Annotated in this window: 20 protein-coding genes and 1 riboswitch; of the genes, 5 read left to right on the top strand and 15 right to left on the bottom strand. The window is 43.2% G+C overall.

Going from position 1 to position 24964, the window contains the following annotated elements:
* Positions 1-142: 142 nt before the first annotated feature.
* The 10 genes from BVE84_RS02695 to BVE84_RS02650 form a co-directional block, all read right to left on the bottom strand.
* The gene (locus BVE84_RS02695) at positions 143-2812 is read right to left on the bottom strand and encodes a GBS Bsp-like repeat-containing protein (RefSeq protein WP_228062187.1); all 2670 of its coding nucleotides are present in this window, start codon (positions 2810-2812) and stop codon (positions 143-145) included.
* Positions 2813-2880: 68 nt separating this feature from the next.
* Positions 2881-3633, bottom strand: a complete 753-nt coding sequence (gene tpiA / locus BVE84_RS02690) for a triose-phosphate isomerase (protein ID WP_076995548.1) — start codon at positions 3631-3633, stop codon at positions 2881-2883.
* A 147-nt stretch (positions 3634-3780) separates the two neighbouring features.
* Entirely contained in the window at positions 3781-4977 is a 1197-nt protein-coding gene (gene tuf / locus BVE84_RS02685; RefSeq protein ID WP_076995547.1) for an elongation factor Tu, read from the bottom strand.
* 535 nt (positions 4978-5512) lie between these two features.
* Positions 5513-8209 carry a phosphoenolpyruvate carboxylase gene (gene ppc / locus BVE84_RS02680; protein ID WP_076995546.1) on the bottom strand — a complete coding sequence of 899 codons (2697 nt, stop codon included), beginning with the start codon at positions 8207-8209 and terminating at the stop codon, positions 5513-5515.
* A 36-nt stretch (positions 8210-8245) separates the two neighbouring features.
* Positions 8246-9466 carry a cell division peptidoglycan polymerase FtsW gene (gene ftsW / locus BVE84_RS02675; RefSeq protein WP_076995545.1) on the bottom strand — a complete coding sequence of 407 codons (1221 nt, stop codon included), beginning with the start codon at positions 9464-9466 and terminating at the stop codon, positions 8246-8248.
* A 374-nt stretch (positions 9467-9840) separates the two neighbouring features.
* The gene (lysS, locus tag BVE84_RS02670; protein WP_076995544.1) at positions 9841-11331 is read right to left on the bottom strand and encodes a lysine--tRNA ligase; all 1491 of its coding nucleotides are present in this window, start codon (positions 11329-11331) and stop codon (positions 9841-9843) included.
* Positions 11332-11813: 482 nt separating this feature from the next.
* The gene (locus BVE84_RS02665; protein WP_076995543.1) at positions 11814-12293 is read right to left on the bottom strand and encodes an aminoacyl-tRNA deacylase; all 480 of its coding nucleotides are present in this window, start codon (positions 12291-12293) and stop codon (positions 11814-11816) included.
* Positions 12293-13135 (bottom strand): DUF368 domain-containing protein, encoded by an 843-nt coding sequence (locus tag BVE84_RS02660; protein ID WP_076995542.1) that lies wholly within the window; start codon positions 13133-13135, stop codon positions 12293-12295. Before BVE84_RS02660 ends, BVE84_RS02665 begins: the two co-directional genes overlap by 1 nt.
* Positions 13136-13301: 166 nt before the next feature.
* The gene (gene thiT, locus BVE84_RS02655; protein ID WP_076995541.1) at positions 13302-13859 is read right to left on the bottom strand and encodes an energy-coupled thiamine transporter ThiT; all 558 of its coding nucleotides are present in this window, start codon (positions 13857-13859) and stop codon (positions 13302-13304) included.
* Between the two features lie 65 nt (positions 13860-13924).
* Positions 13925-14020: riboswitch (TPP riboswitch) on the bottom strand.
* A 25-nt stretch (positions 14021-14045) separates the two neighbouring features.
* On the bottom strand, positions 14046-14891 hold the full coding sequence (locus BVE84_RS02650) for a glycoside hydrolase family 25 protein (RefSeq protein WP_076995540.1): 846 nt from the start codon (positions 14889-14891) through the stop codon (positions 14046-14048).
* 125 nt (positions 14892-15016) lie between these two features.
* Here BVE84_RS02650 and BVE84_RS02645 point away from each other — a divergent pair, with 125 nt between their 5' ends.
* Positions 15017-15526: a hypothetical protein gene (locus BVE84_RS02645; protein ID WP_076995539.1), complete on the top strand. Its 510-nt coding sequence runs from the start codon at positions 15017-15019 to the stop codon at positions 15524-15526.
* Complete coding sequence (locus BVE84_RS02640) at positions 15507-15878, top strand: DUF4430 domain-containing protein (protein WP_076995538.1); 372 nt, start codon at positions 15507-15509, stop codon at positions 15876-15878. Before BVE84_RS02645 ends, BVE84_RS02640 begins: the two co-directional genes overlap by 20 nt.
* A gap of 265 nt (positions 15879-16143) precedes the next feature.
* On the opposite strand, the gene BVE84_RS02635 is transcribed toward BVE84_RS02640, so the two are convergent.
* The 3 genes from BVE84_RS02635 to BVE84_RS02625 are packed head-to-tail and all read right to left on the bottom strand — an operon-like array spanning position 16144 to position 19222.
* Positions 16144-17388, bottom strand: coding sequence for an ABC transporter permease (locus BVE84_RS02635; RefSeq protein ID WP_076995537.1), 1245 nt, complete (start codon positions 17386-17388; stop codon positions 16144-16146).
* A complete protein-coding gene (locus tag BVE84_RS02630) occupies positions 17389-18084 on the bottom strand; it encodes an ABC transporter ATP-binding protein (RefSeq protein ID WP_076995536.1) in 696 nt (231 codons plus the stop codon). It lies immediately after the preceding gene.
* The gene (locus BVE84_RS02625) at positions 18047-19222 is read right to left on the bottom strand and encodes an efflux RND transporter periplasmic adaptor subunit (RefSeq protein WP_076995535.1); all 1176 of its coding nucleotides are present in this window, start codon (positions 19220-19222) and stop codon (positions 18047-18049) included. The genes BVE84_RS02630 and BVE84_RS02625 overlap by 38 nt, the downstream gene beginning before the upstream one ends.
* A gap of 213 nt (positions 19223-19435) precedes the next feature.
* Here BVE84_RS02625 and gorA point away from each other — a divergent pair, with 213 nt between their 5' ends.
* Positions 19436-20785 carry a glutathione-disulfide reductase gene (gene gorA / locus BVE84_RS02620; protein ID WP_076995534.1) on the top strand — a complete coding sequence of 450 codons (1350 nt, stop codon included), beginning with the start codon at positions 19436-19438 and terminating at the stop codon, positions 20783-20785.
* 1172 nt (positions 20786-21957) lie between these two features.
* Positions 21958-22497, top strand: coding sequence for a biotin transporter BioY (locus BVE84_RS02615; protein WP_076995533.1), 540 nt, complete (start codon positions 21958-21960; stop codon positions 22495-22497).
* Between the two features lie 11 nt (positions 22498-22508).
* Here BVE84_RS02615 and BVE84_RS02610 read toward each other — a convergent pair whose 3' ends face one another.
* On the bottom strand, positions 22509-22724 hold the full coding sequence (locus BVE84_RS02610; protein WP_076995532.1) for a YdbC family protein: 216 nt from the start codon (positions 22722-22724) through the stop codon (positions 22509-22511).
* A gap of 110 nt (positions 22725-22834) precedes the next feature.
* On the opposite strand from BVE84_RS02610, the gene BVE84_RS02605 reads away from it, so the two are divergent.
* Positions 22835-23149 carry a hypothetical protein gene (locus BVE84_RS02605; protein ID WP_076995531.1) on the top strand — a complete coding sequence of 105 codons (315 nt, stop codon included), beginning with the start codon at positions 22835-22837 and terminating at the stop codon, positions 23147-23149.
* Positions 23150-23666: 517 nt separating this feature from the next.
* Here BVE84_RS02605 and BVE84_RS02600 read toward each other — a convergent pair.
* Positions 23667-24956 (bottom strand): peptidase U32 family protein, encoded by a 1290-nt coding sequence (locus tag BVE84_RS02600; RefSeq protein ID WP_076995530.1) that lies wholly within the window; start codon positions 24954-24956, stop codon positions 23667-23669.
* Positions 24957-24964: the final 8 nt, after the last annotated feature.

The following is a 24964-nucleotide window of genomic DNA, read 5'->3' as shown; positions in this document are numbered from 1 at the left end:
AAAGGTCTAAGTGAAAATAGGAATTCTGACGTAGAGTCTAGAAACTCTAGGAAGAATTATCTTTTTCACACAGACCTTAGTCCGAACTCAGTTCAATTCCCCGAGACTCTTGACAACGTATCCTTTTGATTTTGAAAGAGTATTAGTCTGTAAAGCGACCTGTGTAATCAATATTCACATCAAAGGCAGGACGTCCTGGTAATAGTTGAGCTGTTGAGGTATACTGCCATGCCGCTGCTCCAGCATGTAAGCCCATGGCTTTTGCTTGGTCAAAACTCATGGTTTGATAAGGATACTGTGCCACCCAGAAATTTCCAATTCCGAATTGGCCCGTCTGAATTGGTCCAGCATATCCTAAAGTATTGACATCAATCCAACTAGCCCCTGTATAGTGAACCAAATTATTGTAGCCCAGACGGCGCATCTCTGCCTCCCAGTCTTTCATGTTGGCATTGATATTTTTGCGTGTCTTATGCTCCTCAATGTCATTGACCATGACTGTATTTTTGGCAAGGCCTAGTGTCTGTGCAAAGTTGATAAAATAACGTGCTTCTGCTTGAGCTGATTGACGATCTGTAAAGTGTGAATAATGATAAACAGACACTTTTAATCCTGCTGCTTGAGCATTTTTTATTTGGCTCTGGGCATAAGGATTTTGATAGCTCGTCCCTTCTGTTAATTTGACAACTACTCCAGAGATGCCTTTCTCCAGTAAGGTGCGATAATCCGCTACAGACAGAGCACCGTTGTGACTACTCACATCAACAAAAGCCTTATCAGCCTTACGTGTATAATAGACTTTGGCGGTAGTCCCTCCTAGACCGTATTGTTGCTTTCCACTAACCATATAAAGGTGGGCATTATAAATCCCTGTTTCATATTGATGATGGGATAATCTCACGGTAACACGGTAGGTACCATCTGGCTGTTTCACCGCTTCATACCATTGAAGGTCATTTTGATCTTTTGTAGAACCCCAGACTGGAATCTTTACAGACTCCACTCCTTGAGGGGCAAATATATCTGAGACAATGACATCAAATAGACCGTAGGTATTGTTGATATTTTCAATTCTAATCTTTGCCCTTGGCGTAGTATCTGTAATCGTTACCTCTGTTTGGCTAGAAGTCACTCCAACTGTTTGACCATTTTTTTGTTTGATATAGAGATGAACCTGATACAGTCCTACATCATAGCCATGATTGCTAGCAGATACTTGAACTTTGTAGGTTCCATTTGCCTGCTTCGTCGCTGTATACCATCGAAGATCATCTTGACCATTCTTATTAGACCAGACTGGGACTAAGACAGCATCAACACCATCTGGACTGGCGACATTACTCACTACCACATCAAAGGTGCCAATGCGATTATTTTGATTTTGAATCGCAATCGTTCCAGACAAGCGAATGTGAGGGAGATTGGTTTTTCCCATCGCTATGCCTGCAGCTTCTCCATTCGCTAATTGATAATAGAGATGGACATGGTAGTCACCCGTATCATTCTTATGATTCTTATTGTCGACTGTCAAGCGATAGCTTCCATTTGACTGTCTGACCAATGGATACCACTTCAAATCGTCTTGGCCGTACTTATCCGACCAAACTGCAACCTGGATACCTTTAATCTGTGATGAAGCTGGAACATTGGTAACTGTTACATCAAATGTACCATTTGTTGCAGGGGTCAATGTCAGATTTCCTACTAATGGAACCGAAGGGGGAGGAGGCGGGGTAGGTGCTACAGGGGCAGAATTTTCGCCCAATCCATAGAAGGCTACTCCTTCTTGAATCCAACCTCGAGTACCTAAAACCTTATACTCATTGACATCTTTGGTATATAGGTGGCGTCTCACTCCAGGGTGATACAAGCGATAAATCGGTAGGTTTCCATAGGAACGATAGGCCTCCCCTTCTTGAATCCAACCGCGGGTTCCCAACACCTTATACTCGTTAGTATCTTTTGTATATAGATGAATTCTCAGTCCTGGATGATACAAACGATACACGGGATCGCCTTGTTGGGTCGCAATCTTCCAGGCCTCACCTTCTTGAATCCAGCCACGCGTCCCCAAGACCTTGTATTCGTTCAAATCCTTCGTATATAGATGAACCTGCAATCCTGGATGATAGAGACGGTAAACAGAGGTCACTGCATTTGCTACCTCATCTTTCACCTTCGGCTGATTTTTTGGAGCCGAAGATGCTCTCCGAAAGGCACTGCCTGTTTGAGTAGAGCTACTTGGAGCAGTGGACGATGGACTTGTAGTCTGTGAAGTGGAACTACTCAAGCCTGAATCTACTGTAGAAGGATTGGCTTGACTGCTAGATGAAATACTGCTATCTGCATGACTCGATTCTGAGTTGGCATCTAGTGACGGACTCGTTGAGCTAGAGTCTGGAGTATGAGACCATTGAAATACATAGGGAGTCAGGGTCTCTGTTTGTCCTGCCTGATTCACCACTTGGACTTGTAGATAAAAATCTTGGGCTGCTACAGGGAAGGAGTCGCGCGGTAAGAGTAACTCATAGTCTCCATCACTATTTTTCTCAAATGCTGGGAGTTTTACCGAATCACTCTTATCCTCTTTTGTCCATAGACTTGCAGTGATGTCTACATACCCATCTGGTAATGGAGATAGGATGGCCCTTACTGTCCCTTCCTTCTCCAAGACCTGTAATTTACCTAGCTCAGTAAAGCCATCGACCACTGTCAATGGCTTTACTTCTGCAACTATCTGATCAGCCAACACTGGGCTAGCCCAGCAACAACACAACACTCCTGACAGATACACAAGAGATTTTATTTTCATTTTTTCTCCAATCCAATCTTGCATAAAAGAGGTCGAGAACACGTTCACAACCTCTTCCCTATCATTTCTTAGAAATCAAGCAAGGCAAGAAAACTCTCCGCTTCAAGTGACGCACCACCTACAAGAGCTCCATCCACATCTGGGCAAGCCATGTATTCTGCCACATTTTCTGGTTTTACAGAACCGCCGTACTGCACACGTACCTTGTCTGCTACTGCTTGACCGAAGTCTGCCGCCACAACATCGCGAACTGCTTTACACATCTTTTGTGCATCTTCTTGGGTCGCAGATTTTCCAGTACCGATAGCCCAGATTGGCTCGTAAGCGATAACGAGTGAAGCCACCTGCTCTGCTGACAAATCTTTCAGCGCTGCAGATACTTGCGCTCCCACAAAGTCTACGGCTTTCCCTGCTTCGTACGTTTCAAGTGATTCACCACAGCAAATGATTGGAACTAGACCGTTGCGGAAAATCGCATGAGCCTTTTTATTGATGTCTCCATCTGTTTCATGGAAATAGTCACGACGCTCTGAGTGACCGATCACCACGTAGTCAACGCCCATTTCTGAGAGAACTTTTGGAGAAGTTTCACCTGTGAAAGCACCTGCATCTTCAAAGTAACAGTTTTGAGCTGCCACTTTCAAGTCTGAATCTTTTGCGAACCATAGTAGAGCATTCAGGTCAACAGCTGGTGCTGCAATCGCTGCTTCTACTCGCTCAGCAGACGGTAATTTTCCTGCAATAGCCTCAACAAATGCTTGCGCTTCTTGAGGGTTTTTATTCATTTTCCAGTTTCCTGCAATAATTGGTTTCCGTGACATTTCACACACCTCTTCTAATTTTATTTTCAGTGTATATTTTATCACAAATTACCAAAGAAATAAAGTCTTGAACGTAAAAAGAAAACCTTACTTTCGCAAGGTTTTCGATGTCTGCTTCTAATTGTTATTTCTGGGAACGTAACCGAATTATGCTTCGATTTCTGTAACCATACCTGAACCAACAGTACGTCCACCTTCACGGATAGAGAAAGTAGTACCTTGTTCAACGGCGATTGGGTGGATCAATTCAACATCGATAGTCACGTTGTCACCAGGCATTACCATTTCAGTACCTGCTGGCAATTTAATTGAACCAGTTACGTCAGTTGTACGGAAGTAGAACTGTGGACGGTAGTTATCGAAGAATGGAGTGTGACGTCCACCTTCATCTTTAGTAAGGATGTAAACTTCACCTTTGAATTTAGTGTGTGGGTTGATTGAACCTGGTTTAGCGATAACTTGTCCACGTTCAATTTCATCACGTTGCACACCACGAAGAAGAACCCCAACGTTGTCTCCTGCAAGACCTTCATCCAATTGTTTACGGAACATTTCTACACCAGTAACAACTGCTTTAGAAGTTTCTTCTTTGATACCAACGATTTCGATTTCATCATTGACACGAACAGTACCACGGTCGATACGTCCTGATGCAACTGTACCACGTCCAGTGATTGAGAATACATCTTCGACTGGAAGAAGCAATGGTTTGTCAGTGTCGCGTTCTGGTTCTGGAATGTACTCATCAACAGTGTTCATCAATTCCATGATGATGTCTTCAAAGGCTGTGTCACCTTCAAGAGCTTTAAGAGCTGAACCTTGGATAACTGGAAGGTCATCACCTGGGAAATCGTACTCTGAAAGAAGGTCGCGGATTTCCATTTCAACCAATTCAAGCAACTCTTCATCGTCAACCAAGTCAACCTTGTTCATGAAAACGATCAAGTGTTTTACACCAACCTGACGTGAAAGAAGGATGTGCTCACGAGTTTGTGGCATTGGTCCGTCAGTTGATGCTACTACAAGGATAGCTCCGTCCATTTGAGCGGCACCAGTGATCATGTTTTTAACGTAGTCCGCGTGTCCTGGAGCGTCGATGTGAGCATAGTGACGTTTTTCAGTTTCATACTCAACGTGCGCAGTGTTGATGGTGATTCCGCGTTCGCGCTCTTCTGGAGCAGCATCGATAGAAGCGTAATCTTTTGGTTGGTTAACTGATGAAGGCAAGCGACGTGCCAATACAGTTGTGATAGCTGCTGTCAATGTAGTTTTACCGTGGTCAACGTGTCCAATGGTACCAATGTTAACGTGTGGTTTACTACGATCGTATTTTTCTTTTGCCATTTTGGTAAAAGCCTCCAATAAAATATATTTTATAGATAGACAGTAGGCAATACGGTCTAACTTTACCTTACTATTCTATCAAATTGTAGCAGAAATGCAAGTATTTTCTAACTTTTTTACGATTTATTCACATAGTGGGCTAATAATACAGCCGATTCAAAATAGCACCCCTCCCCTTCCGAGACCATCCTCTACTGATTCTCCAACAGCTACAGTCTTTTCGGCTCCATTTTGTATCGTTTGATATTTCCTTAATAATAGTCGCTCGCAAGCTCCGTTTCCCAACTGTCATCCCTTATATCTGTGGAGCTTGAGATTTCAACAGTCCCGTCCTAGACAATCAAACAGTGATTGTCTAGCCTACTACTAGGGTAGGAAAGCGTTTTTTGAATCTCCCTCCGTCTGCTATTTATTTTGTAGGTAGCGAGTGACCCATACATCCAATGTTAAAACAAAAGTGCTGTATAAGGCGAACTTCAAAACAAAAAGCAGGAAGAATCGGACTCCCTAGCCAGACTCCTTCCTGCTTTTTCTCTTACCCTGAATTGCGAAGTCCGGTCGCAACTCCGTTTATGGTAATATGGACAAGACTTTCTTGATCCGCACTCAATTCACCACGACGCAAGCGGTTAATCAACTCAATTTGAATATAATTCAACACGTTGAAATAAGGCATGCGATAAGCCAGACTAGCTTTCAAAAATGGCAATTCAGCTAGTAATTCCTCATTTTGTTCGATTTCCAAAATCACATTCTTGGTTAGTTGCCACTCATCCAAAATGGTGTAAAAGATAGAGCGCACTTCCTCATCCTCACACATTTTCGCATATTCAAAGGCGATATTCATGTTGGACTTGGATAAGACCATATCTACATTTGATAGAAGGGAACGGAAGAACGGCCAGCTTTCGTACATTTTTTGCAGTTTTGCTAGATTGCCTGGGTCTTTGTCAATAAAACGTTTGAAACTAGAGCCGACCCCGTACCAGCCCGGTAGCATGATCCTATTTTGCGACCATGAAAATACCCACGGAATCGCACGTAGACCACCGATTTCCGTAATGGTCTTACGGGCTGCTGGACGCGAGCCGATATTGAGACTGGACACCTCACGAATCGGACTTGCCGCAAAGAAGTAATCATAGAAATTAGGATTCTTAAAGACCAAGTCTCGGTAGATATGGTAGCTATCTTCAACAATACCATTCATAACTTCACGATAGCCACCAATTTCATCGACATCAGTGATCATCTGGGTCACCATACGCTCCAAGGTTGCAGATACCAACATCTCCAGATTATAGTAAGCCGCATCCTTATTCCCATATTTGTTCCAAATGACCTCGCCCTGCTCTGTCAAGCGGATGCGATCTTTGATGGATCCGAATGGCTGAGATGTAATCGCATCGTAAGATGGGCCACCACCACGACCAACTGTACCGCCACGACCGTGGAAGAAAGTGATTTTCACCCCATGCTCTTGACCGATTTGAGTCAGTTCATTCTGAGCCTTATAGAGAGTCCAACTGGAAGATAGGTAGCCTCCATCTTTATTGGAATCAGAATACCCCAACATGATTTCTTGGTAGTTGTTGTTGCCTGCAATCCATGATTTAGCAACATCTAGTTGCAAGTAATTGCGCAGGGTAGCAGGAGCATTATCCAAATCTTCGATCGTTTCAAAAAGCGGTACGATCTGCACACGCGCCCGCTCGGCATCTACCAGACCAACTTCTTTTAATAGCAAGGCTAGCTCCAACAGGTCAGATACATGCTCTGAATGCGAAATAATATGCTGCTTGATGACCTCCTCACCTAGCTTGTCTTTCAATTCGCGCGCTGCCGCAAAAATAGCCAATTCCTTCTCCAGTTGTTCGGATTTTGGAAGGTGAGTCGCAGATAAGATGCGGGGATCCTCCACCAACTCCGTGAGGAGAATCTGACATTTTTCCTCTTCTGATAAGCTACTATAATCATCCACAATTCTCGCAGAAGCCAGCAACTCAGCCACGCTGGCTTCATGAACGCTCGAATCTTGTCGCATATCAATACTTGCCAAATAGAATCCAAAGGCTTCAATAGCCTCCAATAACTCTGTCAAATCTCCTTTTAAGAGTGCGCTTCCCTTGTTCTCTTCCAAGGATTCTTTAATGGCCATAATATCAGCCTTAAATTCGCGAACATTGGCATAGCGGTCATCGCTTTTCTGATCATGGATCAGATAATCACGAGTCTGGGCTAGTTTCATTTGGATATAGTGAAAGGCTCTCCGATACGGTTCATGCTCTCGATATTCCGAGGTATCTGTGGATAGATTAGCAAGGGCCTGTACAGCTGGACTAACTGCCACAATTTTGGTAGATAGCGAAAAGTTACGGTACAATTTTTCCAGCTGCTCGTGATAATAATTCATCACCACTTCGCACTGGGTAAAGGCTGATAGTTTCAAGGTTTCAGCCGTCACAAATGGGTTCCCATCACGATCTCCCCCAATCCACATTCCCATAGTAATCGGACGCGGATTGAGCAATTCAATCCCCCGTTCAGCCGCAAGATTCTTGTACTCACGTTGCAATTTAGTAACTGCTTTGATAAAGGAGCTATTGTAGTAATCCATGACATTTGTGATTTCATTGGTCACCTTGAGTTTTTTCTCGCGAATCATCTCGGTCTGCATAATGATTTCCACATAACACCGCAGCTCCTCCAACCACTTGGTCCGATTCATCAGACCCAGTTTGACATCACGATAACGGCGCAGTAATTCATGAATATGCTTGGTCAAATCCAGCATTGACTGGCGCTGCACCTGAGTAGGATGAGCCGTTAGGACGGGCACTACATTCAGATTTTCTAAAATTTCAGCTGCGTCTTCGCGCTCTGCTACCACGTCGATCGTTGTAGATATTTTTCCAAGATAATCATGCCCTAGATTGTTTTGATGATTGATTTCATAAGCCAAGTCAACATCTTCTGAAATGTTAATCAAGAGTGGCAAGACTGCGAAATAACGGGCAATCACTGCCAATTCATCATTGGTCAGTTGGCTGATAATATCCATCAACTGGCTATAGTCGTCCTGTCTTGAGAGGCGACCAAGCTCGACAATCTTATCAAAGGTTTCCTCTGACATCAGCTGACGGGCTACATCTTGTAAAATATCCGTCAAAATCCCTACTTCTTCTTTAATGGTTTCCTTATTCGTGTAGTTTTCTAATTTTTGAATCGCCATACTTCTTTTTCTCCTCCTGCATATCCCATCGTTTTTCTAAACCATTGTTCGCTCAATCTCTTCTTGAATCAAGTCACGTTTTTCATTAGCATCAATATTTAATACAAAAGCTATCCCAATGGAAATGATCAGCAAACTATTTCCACCTTGGGAAATAAAGGGAAAGGTTACTCCTGTTGCTGGAATCAAGCCAGCAATGCCCCCAATATTAACAAAGGTTTGAACAAGCAACATCCCTGCAACACCAAAAGCCATCATGGCATTGAAAGAATTTCTAGCCCGAATCCCGACCACGAGAATCCGCAAAATCAAGAAGAACAAGAGAGCTAAAATCAGGCTTGCACCAAAAAATCCGAGTTCTTCGATGACAATCGAAAAGGCAAAGTCTGTGTGAGCCTCCGGTAAGTATCCATTTTTTTCAATCGAATTTCCCAGTCCTCTCCCAAACCAGCCACCATTGCTCATGGCATAGTAGGAATTGGTCAGTTGGAGGCCTGATTCTGTCGCATTTTCAAAAGGATTGAAATAGGCCGCAAAACGTCTAGCAATATAACCAAAGACTGGAATCTTAGCCACAACCTCGACACCCAGCAATCGGATGGAGCCAAGGAGCAAGGCTGAAGACGATACAAGGGCGATAAGCGATGTCGAAAACCAACGGTAACCTATCCCACTACTCGTGACCAAAATCATGATAATCAAGGCCACGATGACCGCATTTCCCAAATCAGGAAGCGAGGCGACCAAGCCGAGAAAAATCAGACTAACCACTCGCCAATCGTTGAGTTTGTTGGGAATCCATCGCCCCTTGGTCAAGGCCTGATAGTCATATGTACGAATCTCTCCTTGAATCTTGGCAAACTGGTGAGCCAGATACCAGACAATCAGTAACTTCAGATATTCAGCTGGTTGCAGTCCGATAAGACCGCCCGGTCCAAAACGAATCCAGCCATGAGCTCCATTGACGGGTGTAAAAAAATGGGAAATAATCAGTAAGAACCCCTCGATGAACAGCATAAGAGAAATCAAGCCCGACCTACGTAAAAAGCTCAGTTTCATCCTATAAATAACATAGATTCCAACTAAACTAATCACCCAAAAGGCAGCTTGGGAAATCAACAGTTTAAAAGGATTCCCATTATTTTGAACCTGTAAGGCACTGGTTGTTGAATAAATCATAATCAGCCCAACGACAGACAAGATTAAATACGGAATTAAAATAGAATAGTTCAGCAAATGCTGTTTATCAATTTTCATCTATTCTCCTAAGCATTTTCTAGAGTATTGCTCCCATTATACCATATTTCCCTAGCCAATACGGAAAAATCTGACAATTTTAGAGAAAAGCATGTCATACTCCATAAAAATCAAACTCTGACTAGGAAAGGAAGTTGAAAGATATAAAGCCCTTTAAAAACTCAAAGCGAAAATAGAAAATAGAAAATCTGACGAAGAAATGTTTGAACACTTTGTCAATCTCCTATTGTCATTTGATGAGTGACGAGTATTGGAAAAAAATAAAAATTCCCAGCAGACACGCCATACTCTCCTTATTCTCTCAAGCAAAACAGTTGTGTTTCACTGGTCGCGATAAGGGAAAGATAGTATGTCTACTGGGGGTAGAGTTCCTGTTATTTCATCGTAGGAAATAGAAGGACATCACGAATCGTAGTTGTATCGGTCAGGAGCATGCAGAGACGGTCAATTCCAATACCGAGTCCACCTGTTGGGGGCATCCCATATTCGAGGGCTTCCACATAGTCATAATCGATACCGGTTGCCTCATCATCTCCCAATTCTTTAGCCTTGGCTTGGGCCTTAAATCGTTCTAATTGGTCGATTGGATCGTTTAATTCAGTAAAGGCATTCCCATACTCTTTGGTCATGATAAAGAGTTCAAAACGATCGGTAAAGCGAGGATCCTCGTCATTTTTCTTAGCAAGTGGGGATACAGCAACAGGGTGGCCATAGACAAAGGTAGGCTGAATCAGGGTATCTTCCACAAATTCTTCAAAGAAGGCATTGATAATGTGACCAACCTCTGTATGATGTTTTTCAACAGGTACCTGATGCTTAGTGGCTAGAGCTTTTGCTTCCTCAAGGGTCATGGGCTGCCAGAAATCCACACCGGTTTGTTCCTTAATGGCATCGACCATGTGAACACGCTTGAACGGTAGGTGAATGTCAATCTCTGTCCCTTGATAGATGACTGGACCGTCTCCGACAACAGCCTTTGCAGTATGCTGGATAATCCCTTCTGTCAGATCCATAATATCAAGATAATCTGCGTAGGCTTGATACACTTCAATAGAGGTAAACTCTGGATTGTGAGTGGCATCCATTCCCTCATTGCGGAAGATGCGCCCGATTTCATAGACCCGTTCCATACCACCGACAATCAGGCGTTTCAAATGCAATTCTGTCGCAATTCGCAAGACCATGTCAATATTCTGGGCATTGTGATGGGTGATAAATGGACGGGCAGCGGCACCTCCAGCTTCATTGTGGAGGACAGGAGTTTCCACTTCCAAAAATCCAAGTCCATCTAGGTATCGGCGGATTTCTGAGATGATTTTACTCCGTGTGACGAAGCGTTCAAAGCTCTCACGGTTGGAAATCAAATCCAAGTAGCGCTTGCGATAAATCGTTTCAGTATCTGTCAGACCATGGAATTTTTCCGGCAGTGGACGAAGGGCTTTTGATAAGTGAGTTACCTGACGAGCATGAATAGATAACTCACCCATGTTGGTCCGCATCACGTCTCCCTCAACCCCGATAAAGTCTCCTAGGTCAGCCTTGTTAAAAATCTCGTAGTTTTCTTCACCAACATCATCCTTACGAACATAGATTTGGATTTGACCTTCACGGTCTTGGAGGTGGGCAAAACCAACCTTCCCTTTTCCACGCTTGGTCATCATTCTACCTGCAATGATAGCACTAGCTCCTAATTCTGCCAAGTCCTCCTTGGATTTATCTTCGTATTGTGCCTTTAAGACTGCTGAATTAGTCGTGCGTTCAAAGCGTTTCCCAAATGGATCAATCCCTTTTTCGCTCAGAGCTAGCATTTTCTCACGGCGAACGATTTGCTGGTCATTTAATGCTTCAAAATGTTCATTTGACATAGTCGTTTCATTCCTCCAAAATCTATCTCTCCTATTCTAGCATAAAACATAAAAAAAATCAGCTAGAATAGCTAATTTTTAGACTGAAGAAAACGTCTATTTTCTTCAAAACGATTATTTTATTATGCTACTTTACTTAGGTAGCACGGACGGCAGCAACTCCCTACGGGATTTCATGCCTAGATTTTGAGCCTGATTCTCAAAATCTCCGAACACCAGAAACGTAACGTTTCTGGTGTTTTTTGCTACGGCGTAAAGTAGCCGTTATGGGCTCGCTTCGCTCGCCTTTTCACGAAGAGATAAGAGCACTGATACTATCCTTCGATGTTGACATTGACAAATTTTCTCAGAGATACTTTGTCTACAACCTGAAAATCAGCTAGAATAGCTAATTTTTCTACCAACTTACCCCCACAAGCAGCCTGCTTTAGAGCAGGCGATTATCTTTATACTCATTACAACACTTTGCTTATAGAAACTTTCTATTCTGATCTAGCGATCAAATCAGCAAATCTTGCCCCTACAAAATCTGCTAGGATTTGACTATCGATGCGAATAGAGCGCCCAATCTCCCCAGCCGAGACAATCATCTGCCCCAATTCTAAGGCTGACTGGTCAATGTAGATGGGAAAGGAATGTTTATGATGAATGCCGACAGGATTGTTGGCTCCATGGACATAGCCTGTTGTCTTTGCTAGATCTTTCTGCGGAATCATCGTGACTTTTTTATTGCCTGAAACCTTGGCCAAGGCTTTCTCTGATAAATGCTCTGTAATCGGCACAATGCCGATGATAGGCCCCGTCTTATCTCCCAGCAAGGCTAAGGTCTTATAAATCTGATCGGCTGCTACATCTGCTGGTAGCTTCCCTTCAAGAGGATTGATTGCAAGGCTATCATGCACAATGCCTGCCTTGTCTAAGATTTGATCCACTAGGGTTTTCTTGATTTTCTTCTTCCCCATTATTTATACTTTTCCTCTAGCCTGCTCATCCACAATCCGAGCCAAATACCTAATCCAAAGAGGACCAAGGCAAGAAGCCACGTTCCAATTCCTGTGCCAGCATAAGAAATGGATTCTTCATTTCCTGCCTGCGGAATGAGAATCAAAAGGGTGCTGGATAGAACAATACCAATGATGAAATGGTAGACACGAGAATGGTAGTGTTTGAGCGCAAAGTCCATCGCTTTTGAAAAGGCTAATATAGCAAGAATACCACCGATTCCAATGGGCAAAAAGGTTCCCAACAGATCAAGCGATTTAAAACCACTGAGCATCGGAGTATAGATACCCAAGATAAGGAGCAAGTTCGATGGGCTGAGGCCTGGAACTAAGATTCCCAAGGCAATCAAAGCACCCGCTAAGATAAAACTAGCAAAACTAACAGGCAGGGTGCCAACAAGGTCGTTTAGAAAGTAAAGAACCAGACCAGAAATGACAAAGGTTCCACACAGCCAAGCAAGATCGACCCCATCACGCTTACTATAGTGGCTGGATTCCTTGATGAGACTAGGAATGGTTCCAACAATCGCACCTGCAAAGCCCCAAAGAACAATGACTTGATAGTGTTGCAAGAGGTAGTCAACTGGATAAGAAAAGAGAGCAATTCCTAAAATACCACCGATTCCCACTGGGATGAAAAAGAGAACATTCTCGATAAAATCCTCCCGAATATGCGCAAGAAAACGAATCATTCGCTCGTAAATTCCTAAAATTGCAGCCAAGACACCGCCTGAGACCCCCGGCAAAATAAAACCTAGAGCGATGATCATTCCCTTTACTATTCTTGCAATCCAAGATGCCATAAGTTCCTCCATAAATAAAGTATGATTGCACCATTCACATTCTCTCAGCACCAATGCTGCCCACATAGAAAGCCTAATGCAATCTGAAGCAAACGATAATGAGTAGTGAATGTGCTATCGTCAAAACGACTCCATTATACCATATTTTGAAGAAAACAGTCAGCACTTATTTATTTGATAAGAAAAAGCGTGCATTGGTCGGGATTAAAATACCTAAAACAACAAGGACAACCAAGAGGGTCAAACCTCCTGCTGTTCCATTTACGGTAAAAGAATACCAGTAGGCCGACATGCCCTCAGGAGCGTAGCTCCCCCAAAAGATGACACCCGCAATATAGTGAATGAGATAGCGGACAAATACAGCAAGACTAGCTGCTAAAAAGGCATAGCCCATCGCTTGTCTCTGCTCTTCTTCCTTCAAGGCTTTTTGAAACTGGGAAGCCATGCAACCTGCCAGCCCCATTGCGATGAAGGCCAAGACATATTCTAGGAATACTTGAGAAAAAGATAGGTAGTACACCTTACCGAGGGCAAAGTGGAGCAAGCCCCAAATCAAGCCGGATAATAGGCCATATTGTGTACCCCGTCGCAAAGAAATCAGCACTAGGGGAATAGCACCAAAAGAAGGATTGAACCACCCCATAAAATCAGGAATGAGCGATAAGGTCATCGCAAGTGCAGCAAAGAGAGCTGCTTCAACAAGGGCATTGAGACGTTTAGACATAAAGAAAACTCCTTTTTATTCACAAAAGGAGCTACTGGTCTTTAAGAGTACGAGTCATTGACAAGTACCGTTTCAAACACAATCCCTACGCTAGTGTTAACTAGATCAGGTTCGAGGATTTCGCAGATGCGATCTCAGCCGAAGCACTCCTTTGTGATAGATATTTATTTCCTGTAGTATAGCATATTATTCTGGGATTGTAAACAATTTTTGATAAACTTCATTAGGATCTTTAAGAGTCGTAATCAAATTGAGATCTAAATGATGGGCAAAGCCATTGAGAGAACCCACAGAGGTATATTGGTGTAGATCATAATCCAAGCCTGTATCGGGAGCCGCATTGTAATAGCCTGAATTGCTGCCATACGTCGGAATCCAAAGAGCCGTAAACTTATCGACGGAAATCTGGTGCTCTTCCATGAAGTAGGTTCCAATGTAAATACCGATATTTTTAACCCCTAAATTTTCCAATTCTTGGCGGAAGGCTTCGACACCAGCATTCATATCATCCATGGTCTTGTCCTCAACATCTAGCCAATAATAGGTCGGTTTATAAGGATTCAAGGCCTTGTAGAAGGACCTTGCCTCCTCTCTCATGGACTCCACACTATTTCCTGTGACGTAAGCATATACGGCCACAGGAATACCACGCGCTTGAAACTCCTTAATATGAGTCTGGTAGTGCTTATCAAGCCCATTTTCATCAGAGGCGCTATTATCCTTTCGGGTATGAGAACCACTCTGCACACGAACAATGGCTCCTGATATGTTGGAGGAAAGTGTGTCATAATCAATATCTGACGGTCGTTGCCAACCAGATACATCAATGATGGGCTTCATCTCTAAGGCATTCGTAATATGGACGGAACTAGCATGGTAGGTCTGTGTAGTTCTTGTCCTTTCCTCAAGTTGTTGACTCGCTGCTTGTTCGTCTTTTTCTTGTTGCTGATTCATCGCTCTTGTCGCTAAGATAAGGCCTGAAAAAAAGAGGAAAAACAAGAGGACAAAGATTGGGTGTATTTTCTTTCTCATTGTTCCTATTCTACCTTAAATAGAAGGAAAAATCAAAAAAATAAGCCAAAAGCTGACGAATATATCTTGACAGTAAGAAAAGAATCCGTTACCCTAGAAGAGGAAAAAAAGAGAGAGTACCATGTATGAAGTCAACGAGACAAATCAGCCAGATTGTCATGCTTGCAGCCCTTTCAATCGCGCTGCGCCTTGCCTTTGGCGCCTTACCAAACATCAAACCCATTTCTGCTATCTTTTTCGTTAGCCTGTGCTTTTTACCCCTCAGCAATAGTCTCTGGATAATGGCCTTGACCATGCTCGGGAGCAGTCTTTTATTTGGCTTTGGCCTGATTGTCTTTTGGCAGATAGCTAGCTTTGCACTTGTGATGTTGGTATGGCGTAGCCTGATGATCCCCCTTATCCACAGAGGGAGACTACCACTAGGAATACAGAGCCTACTTGCGGGAGCTATCCTATTTCTCTACGGTTTTGCAATCAGCCTTCCAATGGCTTGGCAATTTGGGGTAAACCCAATTCCTCTTTGGCTGAACGGTCTATCGTTTGATATACTGCATAGTATCTCAACTGTTTTATTCTACCCCATTATTTATTCTATCTTTAGGAGATATTACCCTTATGAAAAAATGGATTTTTAGCATCTTAGCTGCTATTGCAGGTCTCTTTTTGGTCGCTTGCCAACCGCAAACAGCTTCCAAAACAGAGCAAACCTATACCGCAACCTTGAAGGTCACATTTTCGGACGATAAGGTCGTTGAAGAAACTGTCTCTTTCAAAAAAGATGATTCTGTGATGGATATTTTAGAAGACTATCACAAAATTGAAGAAAAAGATGGTCTGATAACTGCTATTGACGACGTTCGTCAAACACCAGAAAAAAATACCTATTGGATGTATGATGTCAACGATGAACTAGCCCCAAAAGGCGCAAAAGACATGTATATCTCAGATGGAGATACCATCACCTTCTACCTTCAAACCTTCCAATAAGCTCAGATACAGCATTCAATCATACGCCTAGGCATATGATGGAATAGATACCCCCCTATAGCTTTTCAGTCATCGAGACGGAGAGCGCGGCAGCATATTGATTTTTTCCCTTTCATACTCTATAAAAATCAAACTTTATCATCATAAGAGAGCCTCATGGCGCATATTGCCATGAGGCTCTTTTCATCCCTGATACTCAATAAAAAATGGAGACAGACTTTTTCTGCTGATTGCATACAAGCTCTCCAAGAATGACTAGGCGACATCATTCATAACGAAGCGCTTCAATTGGATCGAGCTTAGAAGCCTTATTGGCTGGTAAAACTCCAAAGAGGACACCTACTGCTGCAGAGAATGCCAGACTGCCAAGCACTACTGGAATGGAAATAACCGCCGTAATTTCTCCTCCTAGCGCCTTCGTCACATTGATGAGGGTGACAACCAGTTGGGCAATTCCAAGACCAAGGAGACCTCCAAGGCTAGTCAAAACCATAGCTTCAATCAAAAATTGCAAGAGGATATTACCACGGGTCGCACCGAGGGCTTTTCGCAGACCAATCTCACGCGTACGCTCTGTGACAGATACCAACATGATATTCATGACACCGATACCACCGACCAGCAGTGAGATTCCTGCCACTGAACCGATGAATAAGGTAATCCCTGATAGCTGAGTGTTAAAGGTTTCTAAAAATTGAGAAAAATCTTGAATGTCGTATTTGGCCTCTTTGAGGCGAGTAGCCCTGGTCAAGTAAGCTGCCGCTGCTTTCCCTACTTCTGAAGAACGTGAGACATCTGCTACATGCACATAAACTTGAGCGTTTTCAGAAGCGCCTGTCTCTGCGGCCACTTGGGTATTGGTCATCAGGGCTGCTCCACCAGCACCAAAACCAAGGATCCCACCTTCACCCTCCTCCTTATAGACACCGACGACTAGGTAGGCTTTATTGGCTAAGCTGACAGTCTGGTTAAGGGCAGATTGTGCATCACCAAATAATTTTTCAGCTGTCTTTTTATCAAGCATAATAATGCGCGCAAATTTAGAGTAATCATTTGCCGTAAATTTACGGCCGGCTAATAGGGTGATTTCTTTAATATCGAAGTAAGACTGACTGACCCCTGTAATAGCGACTCCTTCTACCTTTTTGGCACCGACATTGATTTCTCCGTTGTTACTGTTGGTCGTGTAGTAGTTGCTGACACCATCCACCTCAAGTAGGCCCCTCAAAATCCCATCCGTCAAGGTTGGCTCTGGTTCGTCAGTCGTTTGTGATTCCGAATACTGAGTGGTCAGACCATCTTGAAAGGAGTCCGTAGTAGTATTAGAAAAATAGAGTTGCACATTATTACGGTCACCTGCTAAGGCATCAGACAAACTTCTTTTAAAGCCTTCTCCTAGGGCCACAATAATCACCACAGAAGCAATCCCGATGATGATACCAAGCATGGTTAGGAGCGAACGCATCTTGTGGGCAAGGACAGACTTTAAGGCAAATTTAATATTTTCCATTTAGTTCTCCTCCCTGCGAATATCTTCTGTAATAATACCATCACGGAGGACGATACGGCGTTTGGCATAGGCTGCGATTTCTGGCTCATGGGTTACCATGATGATGGTCTTGCCTTCACGATTTAACTCTGTTAAAAGTTCCATAATCTGATCCCCTGTCTTAGTATCCAAAGCTCCTGTTGGCTCATCCGCTAAGATAATGGACGGATTATTAACTAAGGCACGCGCAATCGCAACCCGTTGCTTCTGACCACCTGATAACTCAGACGGTAAATGCGTCACCCGATTGCCCAACTCAACCTTTTCTAAAAATTGTTGAGATAAGACCTTGCGTTTGTTAGCAGGAACTCCTGCATAAATCAAGGGTAATTCCACATTCTGCAATGCATTTAACTTAGAGAGAAGAAAGAACTGCTGAAAGACAAAACCGATTTGCTTGTTGCGAACATGGGCTACCTTGTTTTCCGAAATCTGGCTGACTTCTGCATCTTCTAAGATGTACTCTCCTGCTGTCGGACGATCCAATAGACCGATGATGTTCATCAGAGTTGACTTCCCTGATCCTGACGGTCCCATGATAGCAAGAAACTCCCCCTCTTCTACTTCTAGGTCAATATCTTTTAAAACGCGTAACTCCTGGTCTCCGTTTTTGTAGCTCTTATTGATCTTGGTTAGCTTGATGAGTCGTTTCTTCATTAGCTTCTACCTCTTTTCCATCTTGTAAGCTATCGTTTGGATTGGAGATGACCTGGTCGTCTACTTTTAGACCTCCTGTTACTTCTTGGTACATGGCATCTGAATTTCCGAGAGTGACCTCAACTTTTTTAGCTTTTCCATCCGTAATTGTCCACACGAAACGCTTATCATCTTCTGACACAACTGCACCAACTGGCACAAGGATTGCCTTGCTGTTATTGACAACTTCAATATTGACAGAAAATCCTTGTTTCAATTCTCCAACTTCACTTGTAATAGCCACCTTGAATGGATACTTAGAGCTAGCTGTCCCACTTCCTGAACCCGAGAGACCTGTTGAAGCCTGACCTTTTTCAGGATAGTTTGAAATATAAGAAATTTTTCCAGTCCATACTTTATCAGGATATACTTTAGAAGTAATCTTCACTTCTTGCTCCGCCGAGATATTAGCCAAGTCATATTCTGAAAGTTCACCTGTCACTTGCAAACTACCTTGGTTGACAATGTGGACAATCGTCTGACTGGTGCTTGTATTTGATTTTGAAACAGATTTGTTTACTTCTACAACAGTCCCTACGACATTGCTTGTCACAGTTGCTTCATTCAAGGCCGATTGTGCCTTATCTACTGCTGCTTGTGCGTCAGCGTAGGCATCATTCAAATCTTGCATTTGCATATCTACCGTCCGTTGCGCATTGGCAGTTGATTTGTTATCAACTGCATCGTCACCTGTCAAATCAACCGTCTGACCATTGGTACGTAGATCCTCAATTTGACGACCCACCTTATTGCGCGCCCGGACAGCTGTATCATACGCCGCCTGCAATTCTCCTGTATCATACTGGACAAGCGGGGTGCCAACCTGTACCTGATCCCCTGGAGAAACCAATACAGCATTCAAGTCCCCTTTTGAAACATCATAATAAACATATTGTTCATCAGCAGCAGCTACTGTTCCTGACAGGAGCGTCGAAGAGGCAATGGACCCTTCTTTAACGGAGGTATAGGTAAAACTTTGAGCCTCGACTGACGGTTCTGTCTTGCCGCCTCCAAAGAGCAAGGCTCCCCCGACCAGGGCAACTGCCGCTACCCCTAAAGCAGAAAACAAAATAATTTTGCTTTTCTTTGTCTGTAACATATCTTTTCTCCTTCTATGATGAGCAATTATTGTATTATATATACAATACAACAATGCAGGCAAAAATGCAAGCACCATCTGATACTATTTTACAAAAAATACATATCCAAATTCCTTACATTTTTGTAAGATTGAAGAAGCGTAGCCGATTTTTGCAGGAAGATAAAAAAAGCGCTACAATAGAAGAGAAGTTAACATCAGAAAGGGTAAGCTATGAAAAAATTTGATATGATTGCTATCGGTGGAGGGTCCGGTGGTATTGCTAGTATGAACCGTGCCGCAGAATATGGAGCTAAGGTGGCAGTCATTGAAGAGAAATTCCTCGGTGGAACTTGTGTGAATGTCGGTTGTGTCCCCAAGAAAATTATGTGGTATGGAGCTCAGATTGCAGAAGCCTTTCATCACTACGGACCTGAGTATGGCTTTTCCGCAGATAACATCCATTTTGATTTTGAAACCCTAAAGAAAAATCGCGATGCCTACATCAAACGGTCACGCACCTCTTATCAGGCAACCTTTGAGCGAAATAAGGTTGAAGTCATCAAGGGATTTGCTCGCTTTGTTGATGCCCATACCGTAGAAGTGAACGGAGAGACCATCTATGCCGATAAAATTGTTATTGCAACAGGGGCCATACCTGTCCTACCAACTATTCCTGGAGGCGAATACGCTAGTAGCTCAGACCATGTTTTTTCCTGGGAAAAACTCCCTCAATCTGTAGCGGTTATCGGTGCTGGCTATATCGCTGTTGAAATGGCTGGTCTCCTCCATTCGCTCGGTGTTCAGACGGATCTATTTGTCCGTCGCGATCGTCCTTTACGGCGTTTTGATAACTATATCACTGATGCACTAATAGCCGAGATGGAGCGGACCAACCTTGCCCTACATCCCTATAAAATTCCCAAACAGATTCAAAAAAATACCGATGGCAGTTTGACCATCTACTTTGAAGACGGCAGCCAACACACTGCTGAAAAAATACTCTGGGCTGTCGGTCGAAGAGCTAATATTGAGCAATTAAACCTAGAAGCTATCGGATTGAAAACGACAGCCTCTGGACATATCGCAGTCAATGAATTTCAAGAAACCAACATCCCTCATATCTATGCTCTAGGTGATGTATCAGGTGAAAAAGAATTGACCCCAGTTGCGATTAAGGCTGGTCGAACTCTGGCTGAGCGCCTCTTTAATGGTAAAACCGATGCCAAGATGGATTATAGCTTCATTCCGACAGTTGTCTTTTCACATCCTGCCATCGGTACCATCGGCTATACGCAAGAAGAGGCTGAAAAAACATTTGGAGCTGACAAGATTAAGGTCTATACTTCTGCCTTTACCTCAATGTATACAGCTCTTGGAAACCATAGACAAGCTGCCAAGTTCAAACTGGTGACGACTGGACCAGCAGAAACAATCATCGGACTTCATGGCATTGGCTACGGTGTTGATGAAATCATCCAAGGATTTGCTGTCGCGATTAAAATGGGAGCTACCAAAGCCGACTTTGATGCAACCGTTGCCATTCATCCAACAGGTGCAGAAGAATTTGTTACCATGCGGTAACCCAAGATACGAGGGCGTTAAACAACTCCTAGACAAAATAGGAAATGCGACGAAGAAGTCTCTGCTTCTAGGAGCATTTATCTTTTTGTCAGTGAGTTGTAGCCCAAGTTCAATTACAAGATACAAAGGGCGTGTAAAAAGCGACTGAAAATTAGGAAACATGACGAAGAAGTGTAACTTCTAGGAATGTTTATCCCAAAGGGATTCTCATCTGTAATTGGCTAAAGCCAAAACAGCTGCCTATCCACTAAAGGGATTCTCATCTGTAATCGGCTAAAGCCGAAACAGCTGCCTATCTTTTTTCCGAGGTTTTAGGCTGAACTCAATTACACAAGATGTGAGGACGTTAAGAAAATGTAAAGAAAAATAGGGAATCGGAGTAGATGACTCAGACAACAGCTAACCTCGCTCTTTCGTTTTTAGGCTCAGGCTTCTATGGTCACTTTCTTGTTTTTCGGTGACCAGTTGAAACAGTTCACCGAACTGTTTCAATCTCATCTGTAAGCAGCTAAAGCCGAAACAGCTGCCTATCTTTTTTCCGAGGTTTTAGGCTGAACTCAATTACACAAGATGTGAGGACGTTAAGAAAATGTAAAGAAAAATAGGGATTTGGGCAGGTGACTCCGACAACAGCTAACCTCGCTCTTTCGTTTTTAGGCCCAGGCTTCTGTAGTCACTTTCTTGTTTTTCGGTGACCAGTTGAAACAGTTCACCGAACTGTTTCAATCTCATCTGTAATTGGCTAAAGCCGAAACAGCTGCCTATCCCCTAAAGGGATGCTCATCTGTAATCAGCTAAAGCTGAAACAGCTGCCTATCCACTAAAGGGATTCTCATCTGTAATCGGCTAAAGCCGAAACAGCTGCCTATCTTTTTTCCGAGGTTTTAGGCTGAACTCAATTACACAAGATGTGAGGACGTTAAAAGGTCTAAGTGAAAATAGGAAATTTGCCTAGCCCCCCAGTGGAGGTTTTCAGCCTATTCCCTAAAGGTAGCCGTAGTCACAAGCCATATTGGAATCTGGTAAGATTAGACTTCCCCAGATTCTACTTTAATGTTGGAGAATATACCACAATAAGTCTCAGAAGCTGTGACAGCCGATGGAATAGCATTGACTTTCTAAGGTATTCTCATTATAATTTTGTTAACCATAAAAAATAAAAAGGATAACAAATGACGCGCACATCGACGATATCTCTTGTTTCTATTGCCATCGGAACTGCCTTAATTGCAGCTCTTTCACAGCTCAGTCTATCTATTGGTCCCGTTCCATTTACCTTGCAAACCTTGGCCATCGGTTTAGTTGCTAGCCTCTACAAGCCCAAAGATGCTATTGCGAGCGTAGCTCTATACCTCATTCTAGGAGGCATTGGCTTACCTGTTTTTGCAGGTTTTTCTGGTAGCTTAGCCACTCTCACAGGTCCTACCTCTGGCTTCCTTTGGGGATTTCTACTGTATGCAGCCCTCACATCCAAAACTACCCAAGCAGGGTCTAGACCTATACGGGTCTTTCTCGCTTGTCTGTTAGGTAGTACAGCTTGTTCTTTACTAGGATTTTTTACCTTTACAGTCATCACTGGTGCGAGTGTGGGCGCTGCCTTTGGATGGACAGTTCTACCATTCATCCTCCCCGATCTAGCCAAAATTGCACTCGTCACACTTTGCCACCATCTATTGCAACCGATCACAAAAAAAGAGGCCTATTTTCAGTAGGCTTCTTGCATTTATTTATTAGAAAAGGCATCTAGTAGGACTTGAAATTCTTCATTAGATAAGGTAATGCCCTTTCCCATCTTACTGTGGTCAGGACTCCAAGTCCGAATATCGTACTTGGCAGGAGCCCCATTGAAACTCACCCGATTCAATTCCTTGGTCCATCCTTTCTCGCTTTCAGATAAAACGAGTAGCTTTTCTTCGATTTCAAATGTAAATTCTGCCATCTTTTCCTCCTCAATACTCTATTCGCAAAACTATTGTAAAATGTATAAAAACTTGTCTTTTTTTCTAAATTCCGATATGATAATGGTATCAGTCTCTGGAGCAGTTTACCATGAAAAAGTTTCTATCTTTCCTCTTTTATCAGCTCAATATCTTTTTGGGAAATCACCAAGTCCATCATGATACAAAAGAGCTGGAGAACTTCCCTTATCTTGATAAGATTCAACTAGCCCTCTATAAAAAGGCAGCTGTCCATATCATCTATGCCAACAAGAGTTTTACGGGCGAGATTATCGACTTTGCCCCTGACAAAAACCGAATAATTGTCAAAAACTTTAGCCGAAACATCACGACTATCATCACTCTAGATGCTATTCAGCGAGTCTCCCTCGTACCAGATAGCATTCGTCAATCTCAAAAACAATAAGTCAATGCCTAATGAACACACATTAGGCATTTTTTTATACTCCTTGATAAGATAGTACATACAGCACCAAGTACGTATACTCTTTAAAAATCAAAAGAATAGGTCGTCAAGAGTTTCGGAAAATTGAACACAGCAAATTTCCTATTTCCCAGCTTAGGCTTCTGTGGTCACTTTCTTGTTTCAACTGGTTAATCCTCGCCCTCCTACTTCTTAGCTCGCTTCAACAGTCTAAGGATAGACTGTTGAAGGTTGGAAATAAAACGAGTATTACTCATCAAACGTCCTCACATCTTAATTGAACACGGGCTAAAAGCTCGGAAAAAAGATAGGCTTTCTTGTGTTCATCGAACACTGCGGCATCCTCCTATTTTTCAGTCGCTTTTTATACGCCCTTTGTATCTTGTAATTGAACTCGAGCTACAACTCACTGAAAAAAAGACCAATCTCATTGGTTGCAAGACAACCTGCTTCGATTGTCTATTTTTTCTAGGAGTTGTTTAACGCTCTTGTATCTTTGTTACGCACGGATGGTGACCGATTTTCCATCTTCCTGATAGAGGTTAATCAGTCCTGATTTGCAGGCGCGTACCATATCTCCTGGATAGACTTCCTGCGGTAGACGAATCGTAAGGAGTTCCATTGGGCGATTGGCGCGTTCGATAGGATTTCCATCTGAGTCACGCAAGTCAGTAATAGTGGTTTCAAAATGACGGAACCCTGGTCCGTAAAACTCGACCTCATCCCCCTCATTGATAACGTTACGCTGACGAATCGTTGCCGTCATCGTCTCCTTATCAAAGGCGACAACTTCTGCAATAAACTTATACTCTGGAATTTTGCGACGAGCTCCGAATAGTTGCTCGTTTTCCGTCGGTGGCTTGTAGTAGAATCCTGTCGCTAATTCACGCTGAGCAACCTTCCATAGCTCATCTATCAAGTCTTGCTTAATCGCTTCAAATTTCTCTGGACTTTCTAAGTAGGCATCGACTGCTGCTTTATAACAGTTGGTCACAGTAGACACATAGTGAACAGACTTCATCCGCCCCTCAATTTTCAAACTGTCAACACCATTTTCAATCATATCTGGGATATGCTCAATCATGCACATATCCACCGCTGACATCGAAAATTCTTCTGGCACCTGTCCCTTGATACTTCTACGTTCTTCTCCAAACGGTAGGTCATAAAGATTATATTTCCAGCGACAGGATTGAGAACAGCCCCCACGATTGGCATCGCGATTACTCATATGATTGGACAGTACGCAACGACCGGAATAAGAAATGCACATAGCCCCGTGAACAAAAGCCTCAATCTCAACGCTGGTGCGCTTGCGAATCTCAGCCAATTCTTCCATGGTTACTTCACGTGCCAAAACAACCCGTGTTAAGCCCAGTTCTTTCCAAAACTCAAAGGTCTCATAATTGGTAGAAGAGGCCTGCGTAGATAGGTGGATTTCAAGCCCTGGAGCCTCTGTCGCACAAATCATAATTAAGGCTGGATCTGAGACAATAACAGCATCAAGCCCCATATCTCTCAATTCGCGAAACCATGCCCCCGCTCCCACTTCATTGCCCTCGTGGGTAACCATGTTGGCTGCCACATAGACCTTGGCGCCACGTTCATGAGCATAGTCAATGCCTTCTTTCATCTCTTCCATGGAGAAATTTCCAGCTCGACTGCGCAAGCCATAAGCCTGACCCCCAACAAATACAGCATCTGCCCCATAATCAATGGCTACTTTTAATTTTTCCAAAGTTCCAGCAGGCGACAAGACCTCTGGACGTTTTATTGTTCTTTCTGTCATCTTCTATC

Origin of the sequence: Streptococcus azizii, assembly GCF_001984715.1 — a bacterium.
Lineage (GTDB): Bacteria > Bacillota > Bacilli > Lactobacillales > Streptococcaceae > Streptococcus > Streptococcus azizii.
The sequence above is the reverse complement of the archived record's forward strand: the minus strand, read 5'-3'. Positions and strand labels throughout refer to the sequence as shown.